The organism is Paracandidimonas soli (assembly GCF_004342005.1).
GTDB classification, from domain to species: Bacteria; Pseudomonadota; Gammaproteobacteria; order Burkholderiales; family Burkholderiaceae_B; genus Paracandidimonas; species Paracandidimonas soli.
Window position 1 is genome coordinate 380,364 of the sequence record NZ_SMBX01000002.1, and the last position, 13,512, is coordinate 393,875.

Here is a 13,512-nt window from a genome sequence, read left to right on the forward strand (position 1 = left end):
AGGAACACCTGCTGGGCCGATGCGGTGCCTTATCCGGCACTGCATCGGTCGGGCGGGATGCGCCCGGGCGCGACATGCCCGGAGCCGCAGCAAAGACAAGACAATAGCAAAACCGCATCATTCAAGGAGTCGTCATGCTGGACGCATCGCTGAAGTCACAATTGCAATCCTATCTGGAACGGGTCACCTTTCCAATCGAGCTGCGGGCGTCGCTGGATGACTCGGCAAAAGCGGGTGAACTGCACGGACTGCTGCAGGACATCGCGACTCTGTCGGACAAGATTACATACGTCGAGAATGCGCCGGAAGGCCAGCGCAAGCCTTCGTTTACCATCCAGCGCGCGGGCACCGATATCGGCGTCCAGTTCGCGGGCATCCCGATGGGACACGAATTCACATCGCTGGTACTGGCATTGCTGCAGGTCGGCGGACATCCCATCAAGCTGGAACAGGATGTCATCGACCACGTGCGCGAGCTCGACGGCGACTACCGCTTCGAAGTCTATATCTCCCTTTCCTGCCAGAACTGCCCCGACGTGGTGCAGGCGCTGAACGCGCTTTCCGTCATCAACCCCCGCATCCAGGTGGTCACGATCGACGGTGCGCTGTTCCAGGATGAGGTCGAGAAGCGCGAGATCCAGTCGGTGCCCACGGTCTACCTGAACGGCGAACTGTTCGGCCAGGGCCGCAGCAGCGCCGAGGAGATCCTGGCAAAGCTGGATACCGGAGCGGCCGAGCGCGAGGCGGAAAAGATCAACGCCAGGGCGCCCTACGACCTGCTGGTGGTCGGCGGCGGCCCGGCCGGCGCGGCTGCGGCCATCTATGCCGCCCGCAAGGGTATCCGCACGGGTGTCGTTGCGGAGCGTTTCGGCGGCCAGGTGCTGGACACGCTGGCAATCGAGAATTTCATTTCCGTGCCGCATACCGAAGGTCCGAAGTTTGCCGCGGCGCTGGAACAGCACGTGCGCGAATATGACGTCGACATCATCAACCTGCAGACGGCGACCGCGCTGAAGACGGCAGGCAATCTGCACGAAGTCTCGTTGGCAAGCGGCGCAACGCTGAAGGCGCGCACTGTCATCCTGGCTACGGGAGCCCGCTGGCGCGAGGTCAACGTGCCGGGCGAGCGCGAGTATCGCAACCATGGCGTGGCCTACTGCCCGCACTGCGACGGTCCTCTGTTCAAGGGTAAGCGTGTCTCTGTCATCGGCGGAGGCAACTCCGGCGTCGAGGCCGCCATCGACCTGGCCGGCGTGGCCAGCGAAGTCACGTTGCTGGAATTCGGCGATGCCCTCAGGGCGGACCAGGTCCTGCAGGACAAGTTGCGCAGCCTGCCCAACGTCAAGGTCTTCGTCAGCGCCCAGACCACGGAAATCACGGGCGACGGCAAGAAGGTCAACGGGCTGGACTACAAGGATCGCGTCACGGGCGAACAGCATCACATCGAACTGGAAGGCGTGTTCGTCCAGATCGGGCTGATGCCGAATACCGAATGGCTGAAGGGAACGCTGGATCTCAGCCGTCATGGCGAGATCGAGGTCGATGCCAGGGGCCAGACCTCGCTGCCCGGCGTATTCGCCGCAGGCGACGTGACGACCGTGCCGTACAAGCAGATCATCATCGCCACGGGCGAGGGCGCGAAGGCCTCGCTGTCGGCCTTCGACTACCTTATCCGTCATTCGGTGGAGACCGCTGTCGAGGAAACCGTCGCGGCCTGATGGCGTATTTGCCGGGCCCAGAGACAGTCAGACCTTGGTCCGGATACCTGCGTCCCCGTCATGAGAGATTCATCATGGCGGGGCCTTTTTGCCGCCGGGCCGCTCCCTAGGAAAAAAGCGCCCTCCTTGGGAGGGCAGCAAGCCGAAGGCGCAGCGTGGGAGGCCTTTTTTGCCGCCGGGCCGCTCCCTAGGAAAAAAGCGCCCTCCTTGGGAGGGCAGCAAGCCGAAGGCGCAGCGTGGGGGCTTCTTTGTTTCCGTATGTAGGCAGCCGTCCGTTCCGCAGATTGTGTTTTGCGGGAGAGATGCGGTTTTCCCGCAAGGATCAGAAGCCGGCGGAGTGCGAGATGCGCTCCGATATCTGCCTGGCCGTCGCCAGAAGCTTGGGCAGGATGTGTTGTTGCATGCCTTCGACGGATTGCCGGCTTTTGTGCATGCTGACATTGATGGCAGCGACCACGTGGCCGCTGCGTGAGCGTATGGGGGCCGCTAGCGATATCAGGCCTTCTTCCAGCTCTTCATTGATCAGGGCCCAGCCTTGCTGGCGCACGCGCAGGATTTCCTCGCGCAATGCCGCGCGATCGGTCAGTGTGTGGGGCGTTCTCGCCAGTAGCTCGGTGCTGGCCAACTGCTGTTCCAGCGATGCGTCGTCCAGGCCGGCCAGAAGCACGCGGCCCATGGAGGAGCAGTAGGCTGGCAGCCGGCTGCCTATGCCCAGTGTGATCGACATGATCTTCTTGGTCGGCACCCGCAGCACGTAGACGATTTCCTTGTCGTCCAGGACGGCGGCGGACGAGGATTCCTGCACTTCCTGGACGAAGCTCTCCATGAACGGTTCGGCCAGGCTCCAGAGCGGCAAGGAGCTGAGATAGGCGAAGCCCAGGTCCAGGACCTTGGCTGTCAGCCGGAACTGGCGCCCATTGATATCCACATAGCCCAAGCCGTGGAGCGTATGCAGGATTCGCCTGGCCCCGGCCCTGGTCAGGCCTGTGCGCTGGGCGACTTCAGTCATGGTCTGAGAGGGATGCTGGGCGCTGAAGCTGCGGATGACGGCAAGGCCGCGGGCAAAAGACTGCACATAGCTGTCGCCAGGAGTCTTTTTGCCTTCCGTGCTGGGAGTGGTGTCGGTCATGAAACAGGAAGCGGACGCCTGCGGGCGCCGGGCGGGAGGTTCGGAGGATCGCAAATTATAAGCGAGCCGTCGGGCAGGCAGTGAATGAAGAACTCCGGTCCGGGGAACAGAGCTTCTCCGTCACTGTTCGGCATGCCCTTCAGTTTCGGACTCCCGGAGCAGAGACACCAGGCGGCGCAGCGCGGCATCTTTGCGCCGCAGCGACCGGCGTTGCTCCGGCTGGTCCCAGTCGTAGAAGCCGTGCCCGCTTTTGACGCCGAGACGGCCTTGCTCGACCTTTTCCGCCAGGATGCGCAGAGGCTGCCGGGAGCTTTCCAGATTTTCGTAAAGATAGCCGGCAATGGCGTGATGGATGTCGAGTCCGTTGATGTCGCGCTGCTCCAGGGGGCCGGTGAGCGCCAGCCGCACTCCCAGGCTCCATTTCGCGACAGTGTCTATGTCCCGGGCGGAAGCGACGCCTTTTTCCAGTAGCGACATGGCTTCGCGCGCCAGGGCGTGCTGCAGGCGGTTGGCGATGAATCCCGGAATGTCCTGCTTCAGCAGAACCGGCAGCTTGCCAGTGCCGCGCAGGACGGCCAGCATGTATTCGCCGGTTTCCGGGGCGGTGAGCAGGGATGGCACGATTTCGACCAGGGGGATGATGTCCGCCGGCGTGAAAAAATGAGCGCCGATGAACCGCTCAGGACGGGACAGGGCCTGCGCGAGCATGTTGATCGGTATGCCGGAGGTATTGCTCGCCAGGATGGTCTGCGGCGAACAGATGTCTTCGAGCTGCCGGAATATCTCTGTTTTCAGCTCCAGGTTTTCCGGTGCGGCTTCGATGACCAGCTCGGCGTCATGCGCGGCGGCCAGACTGGCATGCCAGGAGATGCGCGAATCGTCCTCCGATCCGCCGGCCTGAGCGCCCAGCACTTTGCGCCGGGACGATAGCCGCGCCTGCTCGGAGGGATCGATCAGGCGTGCCTGCCAGCCATGAAGCAAGAACAGGCTGGCAATGGCGCTGCCCATGTTGCCGGCGCCTATGATGGAGAGGCGCTTCATACGCGTTCCAGAAGGATTGCAATGCCTTGTCCCACGCCGATGCACATGGTGCAGAGCGCATAGCGGCCGGAGGTGCGGTGCAACTGGTTGACCGCAGTCGTCGCCAGCCTGGCGCCGCTGGCTCCCAGCGGATGGCCGAGCGCAATAGCGCCGCCATTCGGATTGACGCGAGGATCGTCGTCCGGCAGGCCCAATTGCCTGAGTACGGCCAGGCCTTGCGCGGCAAAGGCTTCATTCAGCTCGATCACGTCGAGCTGGTCCAGGGAAATGCCGGTTTGCGCCAGCAGTTTCCTGGTGGCGGGCGCGGGACCGATGCCCATGATGCGGGGTGGGACGCCGGCGACCGCCATGCCGACAATGCGTGCGCGCGGCGTCAGTCCGTGCCGCGCGGCGCTGGCCTCATCGGCCAGAAGCAAGGCGCAGGCGCCATCGTTGACGCCGCTGGCGTTGCCGGCCGTGACGGTGCCGTCCGGACGGACGACGCCTTTCAGACGGGCAAGCGCCTCCATTGAGGTCTGGCGTGGATGTTCATCGTGCGCGACGATGATGGGATCGCCTTTGCGTTGCGGGATGCCGACAGGCGTGATTTCCTCGGCGAGAATGCCGGCCTGCTGCGCGGCCAGTGCCTTGGTCTGGCTGGCCAGCGCCATGCGATCCTGGGCTTCGCGCTCGATACCGAAATCGGTGGCGACGTTTTCGGCAGTTTCCGGCATGGAATCGACGCCATATAGCGCCTTCATGCGTGCATTGACGAACCGCCAGCCGATGGTCGTATCGTGGATGGCCGCGTTGCGCGTAAAGGCGCTGTCCGCCTTGGGTATGACGAATGGCGCACGGCTCATGCTTTCCGTGCCGCCGGCCAGCATGAGCGTGGCGTCGCCGGCGCGAATGGCGCGCGCCGCGGAGCCGATGGCATCCAGCCCGGAACCGCAAAGGCGGTTGATGGTGGCGCCTGGAGCCTCGACGGGAAGCCCCGCCAGCAGGCCGGACATGCGGGCGACGTTGCGGTTGTCTTCGCCGGCCTGGTTGGCGCAGCCGAACAGGATGTCGTCCAGCGCCTGCCAGTCGACGCCTGTATTGCGCTCCATAAGCGCCTTGATGACAGCGGCGCCCAGATCATCGGGGCGTACGCTGGAAAGCGCGCCGCCGTAGCGGCCGAAGGGCGTTCGAATGGCATCGCAGATGAAAGCTTGCGGATTCATGTTGTCTTTCCTGTATCAATCGACGCTGGCACCGGACGCTTGCACGACGCCAGCCCATTTTTCATGCTCGCTCGCGATGAATTTGGCAAAGGATTCGGGTGTTTCACTGTAAACCTGGGCGCCTTGCGCGGTGAATTTTTCGATGACTTCGGGGTTCTTCAGGGCTTCCACGATGGCGGTATTCAGCGTGCCGATGATGTCCGCCGGCGTGCCAGCCGGAGCGAACATACCGAACCATGAAGTGGCCTCGTAGCGGGGCAGGCCCGATTCGGCAATGGTCGGGATTTCAGGGAGTTCCGGCGAACGCTCCGCGGTCGTCACGGCTATGGGAACCAGGGTGCCGCCGCGCACATGCTGCATGGCTGAGGGCAGGTTGTCGAACATGATGTCCACCTGGTTACCAAGCAGATCCGTGACGGCTGGCGCGCTGCCTCGGTAGGGAACGTGCTGCATGTCGATTTCGGCCAGTTGCTTGAAAAGCTCGCCCGACAAGTGAATGGAGCTGCCGTTGCCGGAGGAGGCGAAATTGATCTTGCCCGGGTTTGCCTTGGCGTATTCGATGAGCTCCTTGACGGTGCGGTAGGGCTGCGCCGGATTGGTCACCAGCAGGTTGGGAACCAGCGCGACGCGGGTCAGGGGAGCGAAGTCCTTGATTGGATCGAACGGCATGTTGCGGTACAGGCTGGCGTTGATGGCATGGGTGCCGACTGTTCCCATGAAAAGGGTATAGCCGTCCGCAGCCGCGCGGGCGGCGGCCTGTCCGCCGATATTGCCGCCGGCGCCGGCCCGGTTGTCGATGACGACGCTTTGCCCGAACTTGGCGGCGAGGTATTGACCGACGATGCGCGCCAGAATATCGGTGGTTCCACCCGCGGAGAACGGCACGATGATGGTGATCGGCTTCTGTGGGAATGCCTGGGCGGCCGAGGCGCTGGGGGCCGTCGCGGTCATTCCGGTGAATGCTAGCGCACCGGTCAAGCCGAGCGCGCGCAGGATGGAGCGGCGGGCCCTGCCGGAGAAAAAGGTGTTTGCTTGCTTTTGCATGTCAGGCTCCTTGGATAATGCATTATGGTTATGAGGGTGCCGGCAATCCTGTCCTGCGCATCCCTGCCGGTTCGTGGCCGGCAAGGCGGGCGCGGAAGGGGGTTCAGATGGCGGCCGTGCCGAGCGTCGTGCCGCCGCATACGTACAGGACTTGTCCTGTAACGAAACCGTTGTCAGGGGAAAGGAAGAACATGGCCGCGCGGGCAACGTCCTCGGGCGTGCCGAGGCGTTTGACGGCGATGCTGTCGATGATGCGCTGCGTCCTGGGCGCGCCTTCCGGGTTGCTGTTGCGAAACAATTCTGTTGCGATGGGGCCGGGTCCGATCGCGTTGACCGTGATTCCGTCGCCGCCCAGCTCCATGGCCAGCGTGCGGGTCATGCCGATGAGGCCGGCCTTCGTCGCGGAATAGACGATGCGCTCGGGCTTGCCCAGCGCGGCGCGGGAACTGATGTTGACGATGCGGCCATTGCCGCAGGCGCGCAGCGATGGCAGAACCGCTTGAGTCAGGAGGATGCTGGCCTGGAAGTGCAGCGCGACGACATAGTCGAGATCGGCGAGGCTGGCGGTATCGATCGTCCCCGGACGCGTGGCTCCGGCATTGTTGACCAGAGCCGTGACGGCATATTGCTGCGTGATGCTGCGCGCCTGCGCCTGGGTTTGCTCCGCGTTCGTCAGATCGGCCTGAAAAAAGGCCAGCTTGGGATGCTGCCAGTCTGGACGAACATAATCCAGGTTGATGACGGTCCGTCCTTCGGCCAGAAGCATTTCGCAGATGGCTCGGCCGATGCCGGCGCTGCCTCCAGTGACAAGAGTGGCGGTTTTCAGAGTCATGGTCATGTCCGTTGCATGTGGAGGATGTCGATGTTCGCTCAGGCTGCGTCGGCGATCGGAAGTGCGATGATGCGCTCCAGCTCCGCTTTGTCCAGTCCCGGAACCAGATCGATCAGTACGAGCCCGCGGGGTGTGCATTCCAACGTGGCAAGGTCGCTGTAGACTCTCGAAACGCAGCCGACGCCGGTCAGGGGGTAGGCGCATTGTTCGACGATCTTGCTGTCGCCGTTGCGTGTCAACAGATTGGTCATGACCCAGGTCTGTTTTGCCCCGATGGCCAGATCCATGGCGCCTCCGACCGCCGGGATGGCGCCGGATTCGCCCGTGCTCCAGTTGGCCAGATCGCCGGTGGCCGATACCTGAAATGCGCCCAGCACGCAGATGTCCAGGTGGCCGCCGCGCATCATGGCGAAACTGTCGGAGTGATGGAAATAGGCGCCGCCTGGCAGCAGGGTGACGGGCTGCTTGCCGGCATTGATGAGGTCGTAGTCCTCGTCGCCTTCCGCCGGCGCAGGCCCCATTCCGAGAATACCGTTTTCGCTGTGCAGCACGACCTCGCGATCCGGTGGCAGATAGTTGGCGACCAGGGTGGGCATGCCGATGCCGAGATTGACATAGGCCCCTTCATGGATGTCCTGCGCGATGCGCTGGGCGAGTTCATCTCTGGAGCGTGGTCGGTAGTTGGCCATGTGTATTCCTTTTGCTGCAATGTGCGGCCGCGTCTGCGCGGTGGCGGTCATCATTTGTTGGTACGGATTCGGTACGGCTGGCGCGGCTCAACGCACGAAGCCGCCGGCCGTAGTCGCGCGACGTTCGATCTTGACGATGCGATCGACATAGATGCCCGGCGTCACGATGGCTTCCGGATCCAGTTCGCCCAGTTCAACGATGTCATGCACGGAGGCGACGGTCAGGCGCGCGGCGGTTGCCATGACAGGTCCGAAATTGCGCGCCGATTTTCGATACAGCAGATTGCCCCAGCGGTCGCCGCGCTCGGCCTTGATGAGCGCGACATCGCCATGGATGGGCTCTTCCAGTACGTAATGGCGGCCATTGATTTCCCGTGTTTCGCGATTGCCGGCCAGCTCGGTGCCGTAGCCGGTCGGGCAGAAGAATGCGCCGATGCCTGCGCCCGCCGCGCGCAGCCTTTCGGCCAGCGTGCCTTGTGGAACCAGTTCGAGCTCGATCTTTCCTGCGCGGTAGAGCGCATCGAATACGTGTGAATCCGCTTGTCGTGGAAAGCTGCAGATGATTTTGCGTACTTTGCCGGACTTCAGCAGGGCGGCCAGCCCCGTATCGCCATTGCCGGCATTGTTGTTGACAACGGTAAGGTCGCGCACGGGCATTGCGCACAGCCCGTCGATCAGTTCAACCGGAATGCCGGCCGTGCCGAAGCCCCCGATGAGGACGGTGGCGCCATCCTGAATGCCTTCCAGAGCCTGGGCCACGGATGCCGAGATCTTATTGATCAAGAGTGTCTCCTGCGGATGCGAGATTGACTTGACGGACCGGAAAAGCGGTCCTGCTCAAGCTGTTATCGATTCTGGTATTCTATTAAAAATTCGAATATAGAACAATAGTTTTTATATAGAACAAATTTAAGGGTATATACGGAGATGAATGCGCCGGTCGAATTGTGAGAGATCGTGTCAGCTTGGATCGCCGGATATGCTGTTGTCGCGTGCGCGATGGCTGAGCAGGCTGGCTTGGGTGGTAAGCGGGACGTTGCAAGCCGGCGGCGCTTCGGATGCTTCTGGCACCGAAGACCGCGGCTGTGGCGCAGGGAATTGGCCTGTGGAGAGCGGGCCGGAATGAGAAGGTGTGGAGCTGGGAGAGGGGCGGGCGGATGGGGAAACGCAAAAAGGGACGCATAAATAGCGTCCCATTCCAGCGGCGCGATGGCTGCCGCTTGCGGCGTTGCCCCGATGTCTGTGTTCAGGGCAAGGCGGGCCGAGGCCCGCCTGGAATCAGGCCAGTGCCTTCAGGGCAGCAGCCAGGCGGCTCTTGTGGCGAGCGGCCTTGTTCTTGTGGATGATGTTCTTGTCAGCCACGCGATCGATGATGCTGGTCGTCTTGCGATAGACTTCGGCGGCAGCGGTCTTGTCGCCAGCTGCAATGGCCTGGCGCACGCGCTTGATGGACGTGCGCAGCATGGAGCGCAGGCTGGCATTGTGCGAGTTGCGGGCAACCGATTGACGGGCGCGTTTGCGTGCTTGGGCGGTGTTGGCCATAGTTGTGTATCTGCTGTAGTTCTGTTGCGTTGGTGTATTGAGCCGGGCTTGCGTACAACGTATAGTGCAGTTGTAGTATATGCGAGGTTCGGCAAAGACAATAATTCTATCCTACCTGCCGCGCCGTGTAAAGTCTTTTGGCCTAAAACCTGTAATCCACAGTGTCGTGAAATAGACGGCCATGCATGCGGCGATGACGCCCGCCAGCCAGGCGGCGCGCAGCAGGGGGGTATTGCCCAGCGCGATCCAGTCCAGTTCGCGGGAGGCCAGCAGCAGGGTGGCGGCAAGCGCGCACAGCGGCAAGGCCAGGCGCAGCAGGAAGGCCGGCCAGCCGGGAGAGGGCCGATAGATGCGCCTGCGATGAAGGATGACGAGCAGCATGGCGGCATTGCACATGGCCCCCAGTCCGACGGACAGCGCCAGGCCGGCATGGGCGAACAGGGGAACGAACGCCAGGTTCATCAATTGCGTCAGGACCAGGACGATAATGGCGACGCGCACGGGCGTGCGGATGTCCTGCTTGGCATAGAAGCCCGGGGCCAGTATCTTGATCGACAGCAGGCCCAGCAGCCCGGCGGCATAGGCGGTGACCGCCAGCCGCGTCTGCGCCACGTCCGAAGCGGAGAATGCGCCGTAGTGGAAGAGGGTGGCGACCAGCGCGTCCGACAACAGCGCCAGCCCCAGCATGGCGGGCAGGCCCAGCAGCAGAACGAGGCGCAGTCCCCAGTCCATCAGGGCGCTGTAGCCCGCCGCGTCCGAGCGCGCATTGGCGGCGGACAGGCTGGGCAGCAGTACGGTGCCGAGGGCGATGCCCAGCAGAGCGGTGGGGAATTCCATCAGGCGGTCGGCGAACGACAGCCACGTCACGCTGCCCGGCGTCAGCCAGGTGGCGATATTGGTGTTGATCAGCAGGGAGATCTGGGCCACGGACACGCCCAGGATGGCGGGCGCCATCTGTTTCAGCACGCGCCGGACACGGCTGTCGCGCCAGGCGTCCCCGACGGAGCCGCCGATGCGGGGCCGCATGCCCAGCCGGACCAGCGCGGTCCATTGCACGGCAAGCTGCAGGATGCCGCCGATCATGACGCCGACGGCCAGGGAGTGGATGGGCGTCTCGAACAGGGGCGCCAGCCACAGGCTGGCGCCTATCATGGACAGGTTGAGCAGGACTGGCGTGAAGGCCGGTACCGCGAATCGGCTCCAGGTGTTCAGCACGCCGGATGCCAGTGCGACCAGCGACATGCAGACGATATAGGGGAACATCACCCGAGTCATCCACACGGCGGAGAGGAATTCCTCCTGCCTGTCCGGCGCGCGCATGCCGCTGCCCATGGCGCTGACGACCAAGGGGGCTGCTAGAATGCCCAGCAGGGTGACCACCATCAGCGCCAGCGTCAGCAGGCGCGCGACGCGATCGAGCAGCAATCTGACCTGGTGTTCATCTTCCGTGGTACGGGCCTGGCCCAGGATGGGAACGAAGGCCTGCGAGAAAGCGCCTTCGGCGAACAGGCGGCGCAGCAGGTTGGGGATGCGGAAGGCCACCCAGAAGGCATCGGTCAGCGGGCCCGCGCCGTGCGTGGCCGCGATGACAATGTCCCGCACCAGACCTGTGATGCGGGAAAGCAGAGTGAAGCCGCTGACGGTGGCGGCGGACCTGAACAGACCCATGCGCGGCCGGGATCGCCTTACTTCGGCCCCATGCGGATGGCGCCATCGAGACGGATGGTTTCGCCATTGAGCATGTCGTTGGTCAGAATGCTGTGGACCAGCTTCGCGTAGTCTTCAGGCGTGCCGAGGCGCGAGGGGAAGGGGATGCTGGCGGCCAGCGAATCCTGGACTTCCTGGGGCATGCCGAACATCATGGGCGTGCCGAAGATGCCCGGGGCGATGGTGACGTTGCGGATGCCGTCCCTGGCGAGATCGCGGGCGATGGGCAGTGTCATTCCGACGACGCCTCCCTTGGAGGCGGCATAGGCCGCCTGGCCGATCTGGCCGTCGTAGGCGGCGACGGAGGCTGTATTGACGATGACGCCGCGTTCGCCCGTTGGTTCGGGCGTGTTGCGGCTCATGGCGGCGGCGGCCAGCCGGATCATGTTGAATGTGCCGATCAGGTTGATGGAAATGACTTTCTGAAAGAGATCCAGCGCATGCGGACCGTTCTTTCCCACTGTACGCGAGGCTGGCGCGATGCCGGCGCAGTTGATCAGGCCGAACAGCGGACCGATGGCGGTAGCGGCATCCACGGCAGCCTGTCCGTCGGCCTCGCTGGTGACGTCGCAATGGACGTAGGCCTGTCCAAGCTCGCTCGCCAGCGCCCGGCCGGCCTCGTCCTGCAGGTCCGCCAGCACGACGCTGGCTCCTTGCGAAACGAGCATCTTTGCGGTGCCGGCGCCCAGCCCTGATGCCGCTCCCGTGACGAGAAATACCTTGTCCTTGATTTCCATTGCTTCCCCTGGTTGCGTACCCATTGAAAACAGGGGCTAGAAAGCCCCTGTGGATCAGTTTTCCAGCGCCTGGAAAATCCGTTCGCGGATTTCATCCACGCTGCCCACGCCGGACAGATGCCGGTATTTGGGGGCCCTGGCGTCTCCGGACTTGGCCCAGGACGAATAGTATTCGACCAGGGGCTGCGTCTGGTTGCGGTAGACCGACAGACGGTTGCGCACGGTGTCTTCCTTGTCGTCGTCGCGCTGGACCAGAGGTTCGCCGCTGATGTCGTCGATGCCTTCGACCTTGGGCGGATTGAACTTCACGTGGTAGGAGCGGCCGCTTGCGGGGTGCACGCGGCGTCCCGTTACGCGCTCGACGATGTTCTCTTCGGGGACGATGATTTCAACGACATAGTCCAGGGCGATATCGGCCTCTTTCAGGGCGTCGGCCTGGGGAATGGTGCGGGGGAAACCGTCGAACAGATAACCGTTGGCACAGTCGGGCTGCTGCAGGCGGTCGCGGACCAGGCCGATGATGATGTCGTCGGATACGAGCTGGCCCGCATCCATGATCTTCTTGGCTTCGATACCCAGAGGGGTTTGTGCCTTGACCGCTGCGCGCAGCATGTCTCCGGTGGAGATCTGGGGGATGCCGAACTTTTCGGTAATGAAGGCAGCCTGTGTGCCTTTGCCGGCACCTGGTGCGCCTAGCAATATCAGTCGCATGAATTCCTCCTGCAGGGTTTTTCTGGATTTTTTGAATTATGCCGCAATGCAGCATGTCTTGCATGGAACAGATCGGACGCGGCGCGGGACGATGCCGGGCAAGGGCGCCGGAACGCCATGCAGGTGCGGGAAAGCCGCGTACCGTGCGCTGTGAAATCTGGCCGAGAACGATTTATAACCGATTTGCAAAAACCTGGCGCACCCGGCCGAGATCTTCCCGGGTATCGACGCCGGCGGCCGGGTGCGAGTCGGCAATGTGCACGGCAATGCCGTGGCCGTGCTCCAGCGCGCGCAGTTGTTCCAGGGATTCGCGTTTTTCCAGATGCCCTTCGGGAAGGGCCGGAAAGCGGCGCAGGAACTCCGCCCGGTACGCGTACAGGCCGATATGGTGCAATGCGGGAAGCCCGTCGTCCAGCGCCTGCTGTGCTTTTTCGAGGATGTTGTCGCGCGTCTGCCCGTAGGCGTCGCGGGCCCAGGGAATGGGCGCGCGGGAGAAGAACAGGGCCAGTCCGGCGGCGTTCAGGACGACTTTGACGGCATTGGGGTTGAACAGGGTTTCCGCCTGCGTGATGCGCGCCGCGCAGGTGGCGATGGCCGCTTCAGGCGTGCGGGACAGCAGTTCTGCGACCGAGCGCACGAGCGCAGGGTCGATCAGAGGTTCGTCGCCCTGTACATTGACGATGATCGCGTCATCGGGCAGGCCGAGGATGTCCACGGCTTCCGCCAGCCGGTCGGTGCCGGTGGGATGGTCCCGTCGCGTCAGCACGGCGTGCACGCCGTGGGATTGCGCCGCATCGAGGATGCGTGTGTCGTCAGTGGCGATGACGACCCGCAGCGCGCCGGACTTCAGGGCCTGCTCCGCCGTGCGGACGACCATGGGCTTGCCGGCGATGTCCAGCAGCGGCTTGTCGGGCAGGCGCGTGGATGCGGCCCGCGCGGGAACTATGGCGGTGAAGTTCATTGTGCGTCGGCGTCGTCCAGTCGGCGCGCTTCGCTTTCCAGCAGGATGGGGATGCCGTCGCGGATCGGAAATGCCAGCTTGGCGGCCTGGCTGATCAGTTCCTGGCGGTCGCGGTCATAGCGCAGCCGGCCTTTGGTGACGGGGCAGACCAGAATTTCTAGCAGACGGGTTTGCATAAGCGGTCCTGTGGAGTGAAATT

The 13,512-nt window shown here is 63.4% G+C and carries 14 protein-coding genes; 1 reads left to right on the forward strand and 13 read right to left on the reverse strand.

Features of this window, described 5'->3' with window-relative positions; all coding sequences use genetic code 11:
• Positions 1-134 precede the first annotated feature (134 nt).
• Positions 135-1,718, forward strand: a complete 1,584-nt coding sequence (ahpF, locus tag EV686_RS05405) for an alkyl hydroperoxide reductase subunit F (RefSeq protein ID WP_132474299.1) — start codon at positions 135-137, stop codon at positions 1,716-1,718.
• 322 nt (positions 1,719-2,040) lie between these two features.
• Here the strand turns inward: ahpF and EV686_RS05410 are convergent, their stop codons facing one another.
• The 13 genes from EV686_RS05410 to EV686_RS05470 form a co-directional block, all read right to left on the reverse strand.
• On the reverse strand, positions 2,041-2,847 hold the full coding sequence (locus tag EV686_RS05410) for an IclR family transcriptional regulator domain-containing protein (protein ID WP_132474301.1): 807 nt from the start codon (positions 2,845-2,847) through the stop codon (positions 2,041-2,043).
• A 120-nt stretch (positions 2,848-2,967) separates the two neighbouring features.
• On the reverse strand, positions 2,968-3,888 hold the full coding sequence (locus EV686_RS05415; RefSeq protein WP_132474303.1) for a 3-hydroxyacyl-CoA dehydrogenase NAD-binding domain-containing protein: 921 nt from the start codon (positions 3,886-3,888) through the stop codon (positions 2,968-2,970).
• Entirely contained in the window at positions 3,885-5,090 is a 1,206-nt protein-coding gene (pcaF, locus tag EV686_RS05420; RefSeq protein ID WP_132474305.1) for a 3-oxoadipyl-CoA thiolase, read from the reverse strand. The genes EV686_RS05415 and pcaF overlap by 4 nt, the downstream gene beginning before the upstream one ends.
• Before the next feature lie 15 nt (positions 5,091-5,105).
• On the reverse strand, positions 5,106-6,041 hold the full coding sequence (locus EV686_RS05425; protein ID WP_132474885.1) for a tripartite tricarboxylate transporter substrate binding protein: 936 nt from the start codon (positions 6,039-6,041) through the stop codon (positions 5,106-5,108).
• Between the two features lie 196 nt (positions 6,042-6,237).
• Entirely contained in the window at positions 6,238-6,966 is a 729-nt protein-coding gene (locus tag EV686_RS05430; RefSeq protein ID WP_132474307.1) for an SDR family NAD(P)-dependent oxidoreductase, read from the reverse strand.
• Positions 6,967-7,004: 38 nt separating this feature from the next.
• Positions 7,005-7,655 (reverse strand): 3-oxoacid CoA-transferase subunit B, encoded by a 651-nt coding sequence (locus EV686_RS05435; protein WP_132474309.1) that lies wholly within the window; start codon positions 7,653-7,655, stop codon positions 7,005-7,007.
• Positions 7,656-7,742: 87 nt separating this feature from the next.
• Positions 7,743-8,438 (reverse strand): 3-oxoacid CoA-transferase subunit A, encoded by a 696-nt coding sequence (locus EV686_RS05440; RefSeq protein WP_132474311.1) that lies wholly within the window; start codon positions 8,436-8,438, stop codon positions 7,743-7,745.
• 495 nt (positions 8,439-8,933) lie between these two features.
• The gene (gene rpsT, locus EV686_RS05445; protein ID WP_132474313.1) at positions 8,934-9,197 is read right to left on the reverse strand and encodes a 30S ribosomal protein S20; all 264 of its coding nucleotides are present in this window, start codon (positions 9,195-9,197) and stop codon (positions 8,934-8,936) included.
• A gap of 111 nt (positions 9,198-9,308) precedes the next feature.
• Positions 9,309-10,865: a murein biosynthesis integral membrane protein MurJ gene (gene murJ / locus EV686_RS05450; RefSeq protein WP_132474315.1), complete on the reverse strand. Its 1,557-nt coding sequence runs from the start codon at positions 10,863-10,865 to the stop codon at positions 9,309-9,311.
• Between the two features lie 17 nt (positions 10,866-10,882).
• The gene (locus tag EV686_RS05455) at positions 10,883-11,641 is read right to left on the reverse strand and encodes a 3-hydroxyacyl-CoA dehydrogenase (protein WP_132474317.1); all 759 of its coding nucleotides are present in this window, start codon (positions 11,639-11,641) and stop codon (positions 10,883-10,885) included.
• Between the two features lie 54 nt (positions 11,642-11,695).
• A complete protein-coding gene (gene adk, locus EV686_RS05460; protein ID WP_132474319.1) occupies positions 11,696-12,352 on the reverse strand; it encodes an adenylate kinase in 657 nt (218 codons plus the stop codon).
• Between the two features lie 172 nt (positions 12,353-12,524).
• On the reverse strand, positions 12,525-13,313 hold the full coding sequence (kdsB, locus tag EV686_RS05465; RefSeq protein WP_132474321.1) for a 3-deoxy-manno-octulosonate cytidylyltransferase: 789 nt from the start codon (positions 13,311-13,313) through the stop codon (positions 12,525-12,527).
• Positions 13,310-13,489 (reverse strand): Trm112 family protein, encoded by a 180-nt coding sequence (locus EV686_RS05470; RefSeq protein WP_132474323.1) that lies wholly within the window; start codon positions 13,487-13,489, stop codon positions 13,310-13,312. Before EV686_RS05470 ends, kdsB begins: the two co-directional genes overlap by 4 nt.
• Between the last annotated feature and the right edge of the window lie 23 nt (positions 13,490-13,512).